12 protein-coding genes and 3 pseudogenes are annotated in these 17,201 nt (G+C 60.7%); all 15 read left to right on the forward strand.

What is annotated here, in order from left to right; translation table 11 throughout:
- Positions 1-238: 238 nt before the first annotated feature.
- Positions 239-526, forward strand: a pseudogene (locus V1290_RS26250) (hypothetical protein); the annotation flags it as partial.
- Positions 527-555: 29 nt separating this feature from the next.
- On the forward strand, positions 556-705 hold the full coding sequence (locus V1290_RS26255; RefSeq protein WP_334369294.1) for a hypothetical protein: 150 nt from the start codon (positions 556-558) through the stop codon (positions 703-705).
- A gap of 310 nt (positions 706-1,015) precedes the next feature.
- A complete protein-coding gene (locus tag V1290_RS26260; protein ID WP_334367056.1) occupies positions 1,016-2,182 on the forward strand; it encodes an ABC transporter substrate-binding protein in 1,167 nt (388 codons plus the stop codon).
- A gap of 338 nt (positions 2,183-2,520) precedes the next feature.
- Entirely contained in the window at positions 2,521-3,369 is an 849-nt protein-coding gene (locus V1290_RS26265; protein ID WP_334367057.1) for a branched-chain amino acid ABC transporter permease, read from the forward strand.
- Positions 3,369-4,316 carry a branched-chain amino acid ABC transporter permease gene (locus V1290_RS26270; protein ID WP_334367058.1) on the forward strand — a complete coding sequence of 316 codons (948 nt, stop codon included), beginning with the start codon at positions 3,369-3,371 and terminating at the stop codon, positions 4,314-4,316. Before V1290_RS26265 ends, V1290_RS26270 begins: the two co-directional genes overlap by 1 nt.
- The gene (locus tag V1290_RS26275; protein WP_334367059.1) at positions 4,313-5,095 is read left to right on the forward strand and encodes an ABC transporter ATP-binding protein; all 783 of its coding nucleotides are present in this window, start codon (positions 4,313-4,315) and stop codon (positions 5,093-5,095) included. Before V1290_RS26270 ends, V1290_RS26275 begins: the two co-directional genes overlap by 4 nt.
- Positions 5,088-5,792, forward strand: a complete 705-nt coding sequence (locus tag V1290_RS26280; RefSeq protein WP_334367060.1) for an ABC transporter ATP-binding protein — start codon at positions 5,088-5,090, stop codon at positions 5,790-5,792. Before V1290_RS26275 ends, V1290_RS26280 begins: the two co-directional genes overlap by 8 nt.
- 1,415 nt (positions 5,793-7,207) lie before the next feature.
- Positions 7,208-8,572, forward strand: coding sequence for an ABC transporter substrate-binding protein (locus tag V1290_RS26285; RefSeq protein WP_334367061.1), 1,365 nt, complete (start codon positions 7,208-7,210; stop codon positions 8,570-8,572).
- A 159-nt stretch (positions 8,573-8,731) separates the two neighbouring features.
- Positions 8,732-9,559 carry a carbohydrate ABC transporter permease gene (locus tag V1290_RS26290; protein WP_334367062.1) on the forward strand — a complete coding sequence of 276 codons (828 nt, stop codon included), beginning with the start codon at positions 8,732-8,734 and terminating at the stop codon, positions 9,557-9,559.
- Positions 9,556-10,395, forward strand: a complete 840-nt coding sequence (locus tag V1290_RS26295; RefSeq protein WP_051379336.1) for a carbohydrate ABC transporter permease — start codon at positions 9,556-9,558, stop codon at positions 10,393-10,395. The genes V1290_RS26290 and V1290_RS26295 overlap by 4 nt, the downstream gene beginning before the upstream one ends.
- Before the next feature lie 13 nt (positions 10,396-10,408).
- Positions 10,409-11,581: an ABC transporter ATP-binding protein gene (locus tag V1290_RS26300; protein WP_334367063.1), complete on the forward strand. Its 1,173-nt coding sequence runs from the start codon at positions 10,409-10,411 to the stop codon at positions 11,579-11,581.
- Positions 11,578-11,898 carry an NIPSNAP family protein gene (locus V1290_RS26305; RefSeq protein WP_334367064.1) on the forward strand — a complete coding sequence of 107 codons (321 nt, stop codon included), beginning with the start codon at positions 11,578-11,580 and terminating at the stop codon, positions 11,896-11,898. Before V1290_RS26300 ends, V1290_RS26305 begins: the two co-directional genes overlap by 4 nt.
- Before the next feature lie 46 nt (positions 11,899-11,944).
- Positions 11,945-14,830 (forward strand): annotated as a pseudogene (ydiJ, locus tag V1290_RS26315) (D-2-hydroxyglutarate dehydrogenase YdiJ); the annotation flags it as partial.
- Positions 14,831-15,060: 230 nt separating this feature from the next.
- Positions 15,061-15,537, forward strand: a complete 477-nt coding sequence (locus V1290_RS26320) for an aspartate/glutamate racemase family protein (RefSeq protein ID WP_334367065.1) — start codon at positions 15,061-15,063, stop codon at positions 15,535-15,537.
- A gap of 157 nt (positions 15,538-15,694) precedes the next feature.
- Positions 15,695-17,140: pseudogene (locus V1290_RS26325) on the forward strand (NAD-dependent succinate-semialdehyde dehydrogenase).
- Positions 17,141-17,201 lie beyond the last annotated feature (61 nt).

Below are 17,201 nucleotides of genomic sequence, written 5' to 3' on the forward strand. Positions count from 1 at the left end.
CGGGGGTAGGCACATTCGGAAATTCGGGTGTTAGTGCTCAGTACGCGAACGGAGCTGAAGGACCGGACACTCCGTGTGCAAAGGAGGTATGGGCCGTGGTCGATGCGCTGCCGATGCCCGTCAATCTTGTGGTCGTGTCGACGATGGAGAGTTCGGTCCTCCGCCTGCGGCAGTACCTAGAGACAGGCGATTGGCCGATCACTCACTTGATCGCAATAGAGCGCGTTTCTCCAGCTGAGTGTCGGCCGCGGGAGCGACGGACGCCGACCCTCGCGAATATGATCTCATCGGCCTTGCGATGCAGGAGCCCCAGTATGGGTCGCCCGGAGTGCGGGAGCTTATGAACGCTGTGGCGACATCACGGGTGCCGTGTATGTCGATCATGAACATGCCGCCGTTTGCCTATATGAGGCGCGTTCCTGGGATAGATTCCGAACTGCTTAAGCCCGCTTATACGGCGCCGGAAGTCTGGGAGGAATTCGACCCTGCTACCCTGACGCTCTGCAGTCCCGATCCCCAGGCAATGTCGAGAAGGGGAACGAGATCGTGCGGCGGTTGGAGAAGGAGATCGATGCCGCGCGCTTCGCGGATTTGATTCCCGACAGGGACAGCCAGCGCTCAGATCGAACCACTGACTTCACTAATGAGTTGATGAAATTGCTGCGCCGCAGTGTGCGCGGTACACCTGCGTCGTTTGTCGTCTGAATAGCTCATCTCTGGGCAGGTGCAATCGAGTCGGCACTTCGCGAGCACCGCGCGCGGTGGTAAAATGAATATATCACCTTCGTGAATTCAGTTCATGGGAATGAAGCCGGCGGTGCGACTGAAGCGCGGACATCCCGAGCTGCCGGCGAACAGGCCGCCGTTGACATAAGGAAATGCGTCGGCCCACCGTGGTAGTTTCTGACGGCGCTGATCCGTTCGGTCAACTTGAGGAGGGAAGCCGCTCATCCTCGAATGGATGCGCCGGGCAAGCAATCTGCAAAAACGAGCACCCCGAAACCAGGAGGAATTCATGACACCACTCTCAGCCATGAAACGTCTTGTTGCGGCCGGCGCGCTTGGCTTGGCGCTGTGCCATCCCGCATTTGCGCAGCAGACCATCAAGATCGGTTCGATCCTCTCGATCACCGGACCGGCCTCGTTCCTCGGCGAGCCGGAGGATAAGACGCTGCGGATGTACGTCGACAAGATCAACAGCACCGGCGGCGTCGGCGGCAAGAAGATCGAGCTCGTGATCTATGACGACGGCGGCGACGCCAACAAGGCACGCACCTTTGCCACGCGGCTGATCGAGGACGACAAGGTCGTGGCGATGGTGGGCGGATCGACCACCGGCACCACCATGGCGATGGTTCCGGTGTTCGAGGAAGCGCAGGTGCCGCTCATTTCGCTCGGCGGCGCGATCGAAATCATCGAGCCGGTCCGCAAGTATGTTTTCAAGACGCCGCACACCGACAAGATGGCCTGCGAAAAAATCTTCGAGAACCTGAAGCAGCGCAACCTGACGAAGATCGCCATGATCTCCGGCACCGAAGGCTTTAGCATGTCGATGCGGGCGCAGTGCACCAAGGTGGCGCCGAACTACGGCATCCAGATCATCACTGAAGAGACCTACGGTCCGCGCGACAGCGACATGACCGCACAGCTGACCAAGATCAAGAACACCGCCGGGATCCAGGCGGTGGTCAATGCCGGCTTCGGCCAGGGCCCGGCGATCGTGACCCGCAACTACGCCCAGCTCGGCATGACCGCGACGCCGCTCTATCAGAGCCATGGCGTGGCCTCGAAGAGCTTCATCGAGCTCGCAGGCCCGGCGGCGGAAGGCGTGCGCCTGCCGGCGGCGGCGCTGCTTGTCGGTGACAAGCTGCCGGACAGCGATCCACAGAAGAAGGTCGTGGTCGACTACAAGAAGACCTATGAAGACACCACGAAGCAGCCGGTCTCGACCTTCGGCGGCCATGCCTATGACGGCCTCTTCATCCTGGTCGAGGCTATGAAGCGGGCGAATTCGACCGACCCGAAAAAGCTGCGCGACGAAATCGAGAAGACCAAGGGGTTTGTCGGCACCGGCGGCGTGGTTAACATGTCGCCTACCGACCATCTCGGGCTCGATCTCTCGGCGTTCCGCATGCTCGAAATAAAGGGCGGCGACTGGAGCCTGCTGGCGCCGGGGACCTGAAGCATGATCGCGTTCGAGACTCCAGGGCTAACGGCCTCATGGTCCGAGACGCGCGGCTGCGCCGCACGCCTCACCATGAGGGAAGAGGGAGCGCGCTGCACGTGATGCGTCATTTCCGGACTTGATCCGGCAATCCATCTTTATTCAAGAAGATGGATGCGCGCTGCAAGAAAGGGATACGCGGGGGCAAGCCCGCGTATGACGCAGAAAATATGACACCAGACCCTCATCCTGAGGAGGCGCGAAGCGCCGTCTCGAGGGATGAGCACACCGCAATGCTTTGAACGCGCGGCAACGCGAGCCGCTGAGGGTCATGGCCGAATTTTTCCCAATTCCTGATGTCGGGGCTGACCGTGGGCGCAGTCTATGCGCTGGTCGCGCTCGGCTTCACGCTGGTCTACAACGCCTCCGACGTGATCAATTTCGCGCAGGGTGAGTTCGTCATGCTGGGCGGCATGGTGACGGTGTTTGTTGCCGCCGCGGGCGTTCCGCTGCCGCTCGCGGCGCTCATTGCAGTTGTCGCCGCCGTTGCCGTCGGACTTCTGCTGTATTGGCTTGCGATCGAGCCGGCGCGCGGCGCCTCCGCCGTCACTTTGATCATCATCACCATCGGCGCTTCGATCCTGCTGCGCGGCGCGGCGCAGATCCTTTTCGACAAGCAATTCCACAAGCTGCCGTCGTTCTCCGGCGACACACCGGTCAATCTGTTCGGCGCCACGGTGCAGCCGCAGAGTTTCTGGGTACTCGGCGGCACCGCGGTGATCGTCCTGTTGCTGTACGCGTTTCTTGAACGCACTGTGCTCGGCAAGGCGGTGCTCGCCACCGCGGCGAACCGGCTGGCGGCGCGCCTCGTCGGGATCAACACCGCAACGGTGATGGCCTTGGCGTTCGGCGGATCGGCGGCCATCGGCGCCATCGCCGGCATCCTGATCACGCCGATCACCCTGACGAGCTATGACGTCGGTACACTGCTCGCGCTGAAAGGTTTTGCTGCGGCGATGCTCGGCGGCATGGGCAATCCGCTCGGCGCGGTGGCGGGCGGGCTCCTGCTCGGCCTGCTCGAGGCGTTCGGGGCAGGCTACATCAGCTCGACCTACAAGGATGCATTCGCCTTCATCGTCATTCTCGGCGTGCTGTTCGCGATGCCGCAGGGCCTGTTCGGGCGGCACGTGGTGGAGAGGGTCTAATGCCGGCATGGTTCGGCCATCGCAGTGTGACGCTGATCGTGCTGGCCGCGATCGTGGTCGTGCTGCCGCTGCTGTTTCCGTCCAGCTACTACTTTCGTGTCGCATCGCTGGTGTGGGTGTCGGCGTTCGCGGCGATCGGCCTCAACATCCTGATGGGGCAGGCGGGCCAAGTCAGCCTCGGCCACGCCGGGTTTTTCGGCATCGGTGCCTATGCGGTTGCGATCGGGCCGGCGCATCTCGGCCTGCCGTCGTGGGGTGCGCTGCTCATCGGCGCGGTGATTTCGGCAGCGTCGGCCTGGCTAGTCGGCCGTCCGGTCCTACGCCTGAAAGGACATTACCTCGCGATCGCGACGCTCGGCCTCGGCGTGCTGGTGGCGCTGGTGATCACCACCGAAAGCCGCTGGACCGGCGGGCCGGACGGCATGTCGGTGGCAAAATTGTCGCTGTTCGGATGGCGCGCCAGCGGATCGAGCACCTGGTACTGGATCTCCGGCAGCGTGCTGGTCGTCGGCACCTGGATCGCACTCAATCTCGGCGAGACGCCGACCGGCCGCGCCTTTCGCGCTTTGCACGATAGCGAAGTGGCCGCGCGCGTCGCCGGCATCGACGTCGCCCGCTTCAAGCTGCAGGCCTTCGTCATTGCGGCGGTCTATGCGTCGCTGGCGGGTTCCATGCTCGCCATGATGAACGGCTTTATCAATCCGGATCAGGCCGGCTTCCTGCACTCGGTCGAGCTTGTCACCATGGTGGTGCTGGGCGGGCTCGGCTCGGTGGTCGGCAGCATCATCGGCGCCGCTGTGCTGATCACGCTGCCGCAGGTGCTGACGGTGTTCCAGGAGTATGAGCATGTGCTGCTCGGCCTGATCATCATCGTGTCGATGATCTTCATGCGCGACGGCATCGTGCCCACCATGTCGAAATGGCTGGCAAGGCGGGTGCGCGCATGACGATCCTGGCTGCCAGCAACATCGGAATTTCGTTCGGCGGCATCAAAGCCATTGACGGCGTCAGCTTCGCTGTCGATGCGGGCCAGATTCTCTCCATCATCGGGCCCAACGGCGCAGGCAAGACCACGCTGTTCAATGTGGTGTCGGGTCTCTACGAGGCGGATCAGGGGCGCGTCGAGCTGGTGGGTGAGGACGTCACTGGCCTTGCGCCCGACATGCTCGCCGCCCGCGGCCTGTCGCGCACTTTCCAGAACCTGCAGATTTTCCAACGCATGACCGCCGCCGAGAACGTTATGGTCGGGCGGCATTTGCGCGAAACCTGCAACCTGTTCGCCGACCTGTTCCGGCTGCCGTCGGTGACGCGGCAGAACCGCGCAACACACGAGGCGGCGCTGGCGCTGCTCGACGGAGTGGGCCTGCGTGGCAGCGCCGATCAATTGGCCGGATCGCTGCCGTACGGCGCCTGTAAGCGGCTCGAAATCGCCCGCGCGCTCGCCGCCGAGCCGCGCGTGCTGCTGCTCGACGAGCCGGCGGCCGGCTGCAACGCGGTGGAAACTGAAGAGATCGATCAGCTGGTTCGCCGGGTTGCTGCAAAAGGCATCGCGGTGGTGCTGGTCGAGCACGACATGAAGCTGGTGATGAAGATTTCTGACCGGATTCTGGTGCTGGAGCGCGGCCGGCCGCTGACGGAAGGTACGCCGCGCGAAGTGCGCGACAACCCGGCGGTGCTGGAGGCCTATCTCGGCAGACACGGGGCGGGGGAGGCGGCACGTGCTTGAGGTTTCGAACCTACACAGCGCCTACGGTCGCATCGAGGTGCTGAAGGGCGTCAGCCTCGAGATGCGCACAGGCGAGGTGGTGGCCCTGATCGGCTCCAACGGCGCCGGCAAGACCACGCTGTTGCGCGCGCTGTCGGGCGTGCAGCCGATTACCGGCGGCGAAATCCGCTTTTTCGGCGCGCGCATCGACAAGCTGTCGCCGCACCGGCGGGTGGAGCGCGGCATGACGCAGTCGCCGGAGGGGCGACTGGTGTTCGGCCCCCTGAGCGTCGAGGATAATCTGCGGCTCGGCGCCTACATGCGCCGCGACGGCGAGATCGAGAGCGACCGCGAGCGGGTGTTTGCGATGTTTCCGGTGCTGCGCGAGAAGCGCCACCTCGCCGCCGGCGGGCTGTCCGGCGGTCAGCAGCAGATGCTGGCGATCGGCCGCGCGCTGATGGGAAAACCCAAACTACTGTTGCTCGACGAGCCGTCGCTGGGGCTGTCACCCATTCTCGTCGACCAGATCCTCGCCGCCATCGTGTCGCTGAAGGCGAGCGGCATCACCGTGCTCTTGGTCGAACAGAACGCCACCGCCGCGCTCGAAATCGCCGACCGCGGCTACGTGCTCGAGACCGGCCGCATCGCCTCGACCGGCGCGGCCTCGGTGCTGTTGTCCGATCCCAAGGTCAAGGCGGCATATCTCGGCGCGGATTGAAGCGGACCTTGCGTTCATGGAAATGTGTGCAGAATTAGTGATCGGCTAGCCTAGTCGAAGATCCGCGTTCAGCCAGCAGTCCGAGAGCGGACATCGCGGCGATCAGAGCGCTGTTCGAATATAGGCCAGGAGCCGACTTATGCGCCGCGACAGGCGACAAGCACGGTTGCAATGGGGTTCTTCGATTAACCCGTCGGCGCGCGAGCAAACTTGTCGATCAAGCAAATCGAGGACGAGATCGCCATCATCGAGGCCGAGCTGACGAGATTGAATTCCGTAGCTGAGGGGGCGGCGGACGTGCAAAGGCTCTGAGCGAACTTTCCTTGCTCAGGGTCTTTCAGCAATCGGGAGATGACATCGTGCGAGGTCGGTTTATCCAAGGCCCCGAGGGCGCAGCACCTCCATCCTCCTCTTCCATGGCCTATGGAAGAGTTTTAAGACCCCTAAAAGAGGGCTACAAACGGGGGTGACCGTTCCTAACAGAGCTAAGGCAAGCTAGGGATTTCGGACAAACGAATCCAGTAGTCGGTTGTCGTCGTCACCTATTGGTCAGCTCTCCTAGCCCTAAATCGCTTGCGTGGCCCCGCCCATTGCAGGGAAGCTTGGCGCAAGGGCTTTGGGGAGGCGGAGCGCGGCCTTTGCGCTGCCCGGGTCCGTCAGCTTCGGCTCAACCTCGCGACCTCTGCCCGGCGCGCACGGTCATGAGGTTCAACCGTGGCGCCCTGCGGACGGCCGCCTTCCAATGGTGCGGTCCTTCCTGTTAGGGGCGGTCCAGGAAGGGACCCGGAAATGTCCCGCGCCGAGCCTGTTCTTTCGCCTCAAGCGCCAGTTCCTCGCCGTCTAAAGCACGAATCCTTCGTAGTCGCATTCGGCCGCGGCTTCCAAATCCCGGCGGCGCTGTTGGTCTCCCCTAGGGAGCGCCAAGCTTTTCATAACATATTGATATAACTCGGCAATTTTCTCGACCTGATCGCCGGCGTCGGGTCTCGATTAATCGGTTCGCCGAAGGACATCAACCCATGTTGCATTCTGACCAGATGCGTTCGGCCACTACCGAAGGACCGCGACACGGCATCATCTCGGCAAGGCCCGGACTTGCTCCGGCACAACGAACCTCAATACGCTGTGCTATGCTTTGTGATTGCGCTGGGAGCACTAGCAGTCTTGAGATTCGATCGCAGCTCTGCAGCGGGGTCGCACGTAGGCATTCCGCCGATCCTCGCGCAGCCGGAAGCGCGGAACGCTGACGCTGATTGCGGCCAAGGGCGCCCATCCGATTGAGGATTGGCGCGAAGGCAAGACCGATGATGAGGATGCGAAGTGGTTCAAGCCGTCCACTCGCAGGCGAGACCGGCACCAGAAACGCCGACGACCGCACTGGCAGCGTCATTGCCGAAAACAAATGGGAGGAGACAATGCAGCGCATTGAAAGCGTTCGACAACTGGCTCTGAGCGTGACCTGCGCCATTCTGTTCGCGGGAACTGTGGCAGGTGCGGCGGTCGCCCAGACCAAGGTTGTGCGGGTTTGGCATACCGAGACCGACCCGGCCTCGGTGAAAGCGGTGGCGGAGATCGTCGAGCGCTTCGAGAAGGCGCATCCGGACATCAAGATCGAGGCCGAGGCATTGGCCTGGGGCGACCTGGAGCCAAAGATACAGGCCGCACTCGCCGCCGGCGCTCCACCCGAGCTCTCACACGGTCAACCCATCACTTGCACGGCGCTGCAGCAACAGGGTCTGCTGCTGCCGCTCGACGACGTGGTGAAGGCCATTGGCGAGAGCAATGTCTGGGATCAGATCAAGCAGGTGTGCAGAGCTGACGGCAAGTATTATGGTCTCGTCCATGCCGCCGGTACATCACTGCTGATCTATCGTGCCGATTGGGCAAAGCAAAAAGGTTTGAAAGCACCTAAGACCTGGTCCGACCTCATAGCCAACGCGAAAGCGCTGACAATGGACACCAACGGCGATGGCAAGCCGGACGTGTATGGTCTCACCATTCCGGGCGATAACTTGTTCATCAACATCCTCGTTGGCGAGCTGATCGCGGCCAACGGCGGTCAACTCTTCGATGACAAGAACAAGCCGCTGTTCACCGACAAGAAAATGATCGAGGTGCTGAATTTCTGGAAAGAGCTCACCACGGCGCTGCCGCCGGGATGGGAAGGTCACGGCTATCTCGACACGTTCGCGAATATGTACGGCCAGAAGGCGGCAATGATGTTCCAGGGCTATGGCCGCGGCGCGTCGCTGATCGAGAAATACGTCCCCAAGGAGATGCAGAATACAGATCACTTCGATGTCTGGATGAAGCCAGTCGGACCGAGCGGCAACAAGCCCGCCGTCCAGGTCGATGAGGAGCCCTGGATGCTGCTCAAGGGTTCGAAGAATCCGGAAGCCGCCAAGGAATTCCTGAAGTTCTTCTATAAGGACGAGAACTATATCGAGTACATCAAGTCGGTTCCGATCCACTTCTTCCCGATCACAAAGTCGCTTCGACAGTCGGCTGCTTACAAGGAAATCCCGATGGTGAAGCGCTGGGGCGGCTGGCTGGAAGTGCAGCAAGAGGCGCTCGATGGCGACCTCGCCAAGCCGACATTGGTCGTGAAATACGAGGACCTGAACACCAAACCTTACTTGATGCAGGTTCTCGGATCCGGCATCATCCGCGACATGGTGCTCGAAACAGCAGTGGAAGGAAAGAAGCCGGAAGAAGCCGCAGCCAAGGCGCAGGCTCGTGCCGAGGCGTTGATCAAGAAAGCCGGCTACGCCAAGTGGTGAAGCACGCGTGAGGCCGGAAGCGCGGCCATCCGCCGCAGACTCGGTTACGTGTCGCCTCGCGCTCTTGAGTTACACATCATGCATTCGTCCCACCGCAGACGAACGGCCAGCGTGCAGACGTCCCAAGCGAGACTTGGCATTCTGCTCCTGCTGCCGGCCATGCTCCTGCTGGCGGGGCTGACACTCTATCCTGTCCTCTACGGGGTTTGGCTGAGCCTGCATCACAAGCATTCGCTCTTTCCCCAGCAGAGCTGGGCAGGCCTGGAGAACTATTGGTTCCTGCTCGCCGATCCTGAGTTCAGCGAGAGCGTCTGGCGCGGCGTCGTCTATTCGGTTTCGACGATTACGCTCCAAATCATTATCGGCGTAGGGGCGGCGCTTGCTCTCAATCAATACTTCCCCGGACGCAGTCTGGTGCGCGGGATCGTTCTTTTCCCGTACGTGATCCCGACCGTCGTGGCCGTGATCCTTTGGAAATGGCTGCTCAACAACCAGTTCGGCCTCATCAATTATGGGATGGTGATGCTCGGCCTGACTGACGAGCCGATCAACTGGATGGGCCGCACTTACATCATGACGTCCCTGATCCTGATCTCGGTATGGCAGTTCTTTCCTTTTGTCGTTCTCGCGGTCCTGGCGCGCCTGCAGACCATTCCAACCGAGCTCTATGAAGCGGCGCGTGTGGACGGAGCCGGCCCATTGAGCCGCTTTCTTTACGTGACGCTGCCGCAATTGGCATCGGTTCTCTTCATCGTCGTGCTGCTTCGCACGATCTGGATGTTCACCAAATTCGACACCGTTTGGCTGATGACCCAGGGTGGCGGCGCGGAAAAATATATCCGCACCTTGCCGGTTTACGCTTATCTGCGCGCCTTCCATTACTATGAAGCGGGCACGGGAGCGGCTGCCTCGGTGGTCATGTTCTTGCTGCTGGTGGTCTTCGCTGCCGTCTATTTCATGATGTTCAGGCGAGAGGAACAGCTATGAATCGCCGTTCCGCGTTTTTTTTGCAGCGCTTTTCGCTCGCCCTGGCCATCATCGCGTTGCTGTTGTTCACAGCTTTCCCGTTCGCATGGATGGCGGCGACCGCATTCAAGCCGTCGCAAGAGGTATTCTACTGGCCGCCGCGCTTCTTCCCCGAACAGGCGACGCTATCCAATATCGCGCGGCTGTTTGAGGAGACGCGCTTCCTCGACTATTTCCGCAACAGCGTCGTTGTCGCGTCGGCAACGGTGTTGTTGACGCTCGCCCTGGCCACGCCCGGCGCGTACAGCCTGACACGTTTCCGCTTCCGCGGCCGCGAGACGCTGGCGGCGACAATACTGTTCACCTACATGTTCGCGCCGATCATGATCATCATTCCGTTCTACGTAATGGTGCGCTATTTCGGCATCGCCAATACCCATCTCGCCCTTGTTCTCGGATACACGGCATTCAGCATGCCGTTTGCGTTATGGATGTTGCGTACTTTCTTCCAGAGTATCCCGCTTGATCTGGAAGAGGCGGCGCTGACTGATGGCGCCGATCGTGGACGTGCTGTTCTGTACGTCGTTCTTCCGATGGCACTGCCGGGCATTATCGCGACAGGCATCTTTACGTTCATCCTCGCCTGGAACGACTATATTTTCGTTCGCATCCTGATCACCTCCGACGAATTGAAGACGCTGCCGATCGGCATTGCCGATCTCTACAATTCCAGCGTCATCGATTGGGGAATGATCATGGCCAGCGGGATGCTGGTGATTGTTCCCGTCGTGATCGTGTTCTCTTTCATTCAGAAGTTTCTCGTCGCCGGCTGGGGCGGTGGCGGCGTGAAAGGCTAGGGGCCGCAAACGCATGACCGAGATCCGGCTTGAAAGACTGACGAAGCGCTTCGGCAGTGTCGCGGTGATCCATGGCATCGACCTCGTCATCGCGGAGGGCGAGTTTGCGGTCCTCGTTGGCCCTTCGGGCTGCGGAAAGACAACGACACTGCGGATGATCGCCGGGCTGGAGGACGTCAGCGAGGGTTCGATTCGTTTCGACGGCAAGGCGGTGGAGCTTCTGGCGCCGAAAGATCGCGACATCGCGATGGTGTTCCAGTCATACGCGCTTTATCCGCACATGACAGTGCGCGGCAATCTCGCCTTCAGCCTCAAAATGAAGGGCGTTCCAAGGGCGGAGCGCGAACGCCTGGTGCAGCGGGCCGCGACAATGCTGGGGATCGAATCCCTGCTCGATCGCAAACCGCGGCAACTTTCGGGCGGACAGCGCCAACGGGTGGCGATGGGTCGTGCCATCGTGCGCGAGCCGCGTGCCTTCCTGTTCGACGAACCCCTGAGCAATCTCGATGCCGCATTGCGGGCTCAGATGCGGATCGAGATCAAGCGCATTCATCAGCGCCTCAAGGCCACCGTCGTCTATGTTACGCACGATCAGATCGAAGCGATGACGCTGGCTAACAAGATTGTCGTTATGCGCAGCGGGCGCATCGAGCAAGTCGGCGATCCCATGTCGGTTTATCGGGCGCCGCTGAACAAGTTTGTGGCCGGCTTCATCGGCTCGCCGAAAATGAACTTCATGGCGGCGCGACTTGTTCTCGAAAAGGGCGAATTGAGAGCTGAACTGCGCAACGGCGCTGCGATTGCTTTGCCGCGCGACCGGTTCGCCTCTTATGGCGCCTATGCGGGAGCTGAAGTTGAGATTGGCTTGCGCCCCGAGCATCTCACCGACCGTGCCGACCCGCCAGATGGCGATTGCCAGTTTCTGGATGGCGTGGTCGACGTGATCGAGCCGATGGGGGCCACAAGCCTGATCACCTTCACGCTCGCTGGCGTCGCCTATAATGCAATCGGCGACGCTAGCCGCGTGCGCGGTGCCGGCGAGCCTTTACGGCTATGCGCGCAGCTTCGGCATATGCACCTGATCGATCCCCAGACCGAACGCGTGGTGCCGCCGCTGGAAGCGGCACCGCGGCACCGGAACATGCGCACCGGCTCGCCATCTGACTATCGCGAGGACATCCTATGATCATTGATCATCGCACCTACACGATGCATCCCCTGAAACTTGGCAAATGGCTCAAGCTCTATGAGGAATTCGGCTTGCCGGTCCAGCTTCGACACCTCGGCAACTTGATCGGCTTCTTTCAGACCGAGATCGGTCCGCTGAACCAGGTCGTGCACCTCTGGGGCTTCGATACGCTTGAAGAGCGGCAGCGCCGTCGGGCGGCTATGGCCATCGACCCCGACTGGCAGGAGTTTCTTCGGCGCAACGAAGAACTAGGGGCGTTACTCTACCAGGAGGACAAGATCGTGATGCCAGTCAGCTTCTCACCCATCAAGTGATCAAACATCATTTCCAGCCACCGCACCTTGGCCCGTTGCAGAGGCCCGGTTTCAGCAATTGAAACTCGCGCCGCGCGGCGGCGGGACCGGCACGAATGGGCAATCGCTCACAAGTGGTTTGTCGGTGGACCTCTCCCGCCACATGAACAGCATTATCGAGATCGACCCCAGCAAGCGCTGGGTGCGTGTGCAGGCGGGAGTGGTCAAGGACCAGCTCAATAAAGCCTTGCGACCGCATGGGTTGTTCTTCGCGCCGGAACTTTCGACATCGAACCGCGCCACCATCGGTGGAATGATAAGCACGGACGCAAGCGGGCAGGGATCGTGCTTGTACGGAAAGACGCGGGATCACGTCCTGGAGCTCTCCACAGTGTTGCTTGGAGGTGTGCTCTGGCGCTCCGTGCCTCTGACCGAAAAGGAACTCCTGGCGATCAAGCTGCGTCCCGACCGAGTCGGTTTGGCGCACACCGTTCTCGACAAGGTTCACTGCGACAACCGCGGCGCTATCGAGGAGAGATTCCCCAAACTGAACCGGTGCCTGACCGGATACGATCTGGCACATCTGCGCAATAACGAAGGGCTGTTTGACCTGAACGCTATCCTTTGCGGATCGGAAGGGACGCTCGGCTTCATCGTAGAAGCCAAACTGAACCTGCTGCCGATCCCTAAATGCAGTGCAATCGTTAATGTGCGGTACGGGACCTTCGATGCGGCCTTGCGAGACGCCTCGGCCCTCATGGCCCTCAAACCGGCGTCGATCGAGACCGTGGATTCACTCGTCCTGGGGCTGGGCCGCGGAGACGCCGCTTGGCGCGATGTTGGCCAGTTCTTTCCTGACGACCCGGAAGGACCGGCCCAAGGTATTAATCTCGTCGAGTTCTTGAGCGACCGCGAGGTCGATCTCGATGCGCAACTGCAGCGCGTCGAGAAGAGCCTGTCACGCGACGGTGCGGCACGCGGAATCCGCGGACACACGGTCGCTCGCGGCGAGGAGGCCGTCAAGAGCATCTGGAATATGCGAAAGCGCGCGGCGGGATTATTGGGCAACGTGGAAGGCGACAAGCGGCCGGTCCCATTCGTGGAGGACACCGCCGTTCCTCCGGAGAAGCTTGCAGACTATATCCGCGAATTCCGTCAGCTTCTCGATAGGCGCGGTCTGTCGTACGGGATGTTCGGGCATGTCGATGCCGGCGTACTTCACGTGCGCCCGGCAATCGACATGAAGGATCCGGCGCAGGAAAAGCTCATCCGGGAGATATCCGACGAAGTTGCCGAACTGACGGCGAAGTATGGCGGTCTCCTGTGGGGCGAACACGGCAAGGGCGTCCGTTCCGAGTATGGACCGCGATACCTCGGACCGCTCTATCCTGCGCTTCAGCTCGTAAAGGCGGCGTTCGACCCCCACGATCAATTGAACCCGGGCAAGATCGCCACAGCTTCGACTGAAGGACTTCTCAAGATCGACGGGGTCCCGACGCGCGGCCAGAATGATCGACAGATCCCTGCAGCTACACGGAAGGCGTTCGAAGAAGCCCTGCACTGCAATGGGAATGGGGCCTGCTACAATTTCGATCCCGATGATGCGATGTGTCCCTCCTGGAAGGCGACGCGCGATCGGCGTCACTCGCCTAAAGGGCGCGCGTCTTTGATCCGCGAATGGTTGAGAATGCTCTCGGTCGAAGGTATCGATCCGTCGTCGCAAGCGAGGGTACAAAGAGCGTCGCTAGCGCTGAAAATGCTGCCTGCGCGCATCTGGAACACCCTCGGCAAGCTCGCCGAGGTTCCGGATTTCTCGCACGAAGTCAAGGAGGCGATGGACGGTTGTCTCGCATGCAAAGCGTGCGCTGGCCAGTGCCCGATCAAGGTCGACGTACCGTCGTTCCGCGCGAAATTCCTCGAACTCTATCATGGTCGCTATTTGCGTCCGTTGAAGGACGGGTTACTGGCCCCCCTCGAGCGGAGGCTTCCTCTTCTTGCGAAGGTATCGGGAGCCTACAACGTGTTCGTGTCGAGCGCCGTCGGAAGATGTTTGCTGCGCTCCGTCGGTCTCGTAGGTGCGCCTCGCCTGTCCGGTATCGACCTAAGGAGGGAGCTCGCGAAGCGGGGAGTCGGCATCGCGAGTGCCCGATTGCTCTCGGGATTGACGATTAAGGAGCGCGCCAAACACGTTGTCCTGGTGCAGGACGCGTTCACGAGCTACTTCGAGACCCAGATTGTTCTCGATACGGTCGACTTGATAAGGCGTCTCGGCTTCACACCTTGGATTGCGCCGTTCCTTCCCAACGGCAAGCCCTTCCACGTCCACGGTCTTCTCGCGGAATTCGAAGAAGCTGCCCGCCTGAACGCGACCATGCTAAGCAGTCTCGCATCAAGCGGCGTAGAGCTTGTCGGCATCGATCCATCGATGACGTTGACGTACCGGTCGGAGTACCGGCATACGCTCGGCCCCGAAGCTCCGCATGTCCTTCTGCTGCAGGAATGGTTGGCGAAGTGCTTGAGCACGACGACCGTTCGGCCCGTCGTGGGCGAGCGATACTGGTTGCTCCCACATTGCACCGAGCGCGCGAATGCGGCCTCAGCGACCGACGATTGGAAAATCGTGTTCCGATCGCTCGGAGCGGACCTGACAATTCTCCCGAGCGGATGCTGCGGCATGGCCGGCGCCTATGGGTATGCGACCGAGCATCGTATGGTTTCGAGGAGGATCTACGGACAAAGCTGGAGCAAGCACGTCCGAAACAGGGCATCCAATGGACGGCTCATTGCGAGCGGACATTCTTGCCGCTGCCAAGTCAAGATGGCGGACGGCGTTGAGCTGTCGCATCCCGTTCGGATCCTGCTGGATGCAGTCGGTGTGTCGCGTGCCGAGACTTCGGAGAACGCGGCTTGTCCGGCGCCGAACTTAGCCAACCATACAAAGAATCGGAGTTGATATGAAGACGATCGGCGTGGTCGGCGGCGTTGCGTGGCCAAGCTCGATTATTTACTATCAGACAATCAATGAACTGATCGCACAGCGCTTGGGTGGAAGCGGCCGGCATTGTGCCAAGCTCGTGCTTGCGCAGACCGACTTCGATGAGGTGGAACGCCTCCAGGTGGGAGGGCGCTGGGAGTTGGTTGGCGAAATGATCGCCGAGGAGGCAAACAAGCTCAAAGCCGCCGGTGCCGACTTTCTACATCATAGCTTGCAACACAGTCCACGCTGCAACCGACACTTTCCAGGCGAAGGTCGACCTTCCGTTCATTCACATCGTCGATCCAGCAGCACAGCGCGCGATAGCCAACGGTTACAGGACCGTCGGCTTGCTCGGCAGTAGATACACCATGACCGGGACATACTTCGTAAGCCGGCTCAAGGAGCGTTATGGTTTGAATGTGATGGTTGCCGAAGGCGAGCACCAGAACAATGTTCACAACGCCTTATACGAAGAACTGACCAAGGGGATCTTTCGGCCTGAGACGCGGTCGAAGTTCAAAGCCGCGTTGTATGACCTCGCTAATCGGGGTGCAGAAGCCGCCATTTTGGGCTGCACCGAATTCGGCATGCTCATTAAGCAAGAAGACTGCTTGATTCCGCTGATCGACACAACGATCACTCACGCGGAGGCTGCCGTCGACATGGCATTGAAGTCTAATTGACAGATATTAGAGCGCCGCAGGGGTCCGGTTCTGCTCTCTGCAAAAAATCGCCATTCTGGTCATCGCTCTCACCTTAGGTCGGTCAGGACGCGCGTGTGATCGTGACCGCAATGGCTTTGACGGTTAGGACGACCCTGTCGGGTGGACGGAGGAACGAATGTTGAAATTGAACGACAAATCGCTGTTGGTTGAACGCTGCTTAGTCAACGGAGAGTGGATTGGCAGGCCGACGGAGCCGGTAGTTAATCCGGCCACGGGTGAGACTATCGCCTCGGTGCCGAACTTGGGTGCAGATGAGGCGGAATTGGCCGTCAGCGCAGCCCAGGCAGCGTTCCCGCGTTGGACGGGGCTAACGGCGAAACAGCGAGCCGGAACTCTGCGCAAATGGTTCGATTTGATCATCGAAAACAAGGACGACATTGCAGTGCTCTTGACAGCGGAGTAGGGCAAGCCTCTGGCCGAGGCGAAGGGCGAGATTGATTACGCGGCCTCTTTCGTGGAATTCTATGCGGAGGAAGCGCGTCGCATCTACGGTGAGACCATCCCTTCCCATCAGCGAAATGCGCGCATCATGGTGATCAGACAGCCCGTAGGTGTCGTCGCTGCGATAACACCTTGGAATTTTCCGGCGGCGATGGTTACGCGTAAAGTGGCGCCCGCCCTCGCTGTCGGATGCACGGTCGTTCTCAAGCCGGCCCCCGAAACACCGCTGACGGCCCTAGCGCTGGGCGTCCTCGCCGAACGTGCTGGCATTCCAGCCGGCGTCGTCAACATCGTTACGCGTAATGCTCCAGCGATCGGCAAAGTATTCACCGAGCATCCTACCGTCCGTGCAATTAGCTTCACGGGTTCCACGGAGGTCGGAAAATTGCTGATGCGTCAAGCAGCCTCAACCGTGAAAAAGGTCGCGCTTGAGCTCGGCGGCAACGCGCCGTTCATTGTATTCGACGATGCCGACCTGGATGCGGCGGTTGAGGGCGCCCTGATCTCGAAGTTCCGCAATATGGGCCAAACCTGCGTTTGCGCGAACCGCCTTTATGCCCAGGATTCCATCTACGACGCCTTTGTCGAAAAGCTGGCAAAAAGGGTCGGTGATTTGCAAGTCGGAAACGGCTTCGATGTCGGCGTCAGCCAAGGACCATTGATCACTGCCAAAGCGGTCGACAAGGTCGAAAGGCATCTCACCGACGCGACCGAGAAGGGCGCCCGTGTTCTCGTGGGCGGTCGCCGCCACGCTCTCGGCCGTACGTTTTTCGAGCCGACCGTTCTGGCCGATGTCACGACCGATATGGCTGTGACGAGGGAAGAGACCTTCGGACCGATCGCTCCGGTCTATAGGTTCAGGGACGAAGCCGACGCAATCGCCAAGGCGAATGCCTCTCCGTTCGGCCTCGCATCCTATTTCTACACGCGCGACCTGGGCCGCGCGTTTCGGGTCGCCGAGGCATTGGAGGCGGGCATGGTGGGTATCAATTCCCCACTCGTCGGTGTGGATATGGCGCTCTTCGGCGGCGTGAAGCAATCCGGTCTTGGCCGCGAGGGATCCCGCCATGGCGTCGACGAGTATGTCGAGATCAAATACATACTTGTTGCAGGTATTTGAGGGAACGTGAGCGCTGCGCCGTCCAAATCCCGTCATTTCCCATTCGACCGATCGCAAGGAA

Source organism: Bradyrhizobium sp. AZCC 1578 (genome assembly GCF_036924675.1).
Classification (GTDB): domain Bacteria; phylum Pseudomonadota; class Alphaproteobacteria; order Rhizobiales; family Xanthobacteraceae; genus Bradyrhizobium.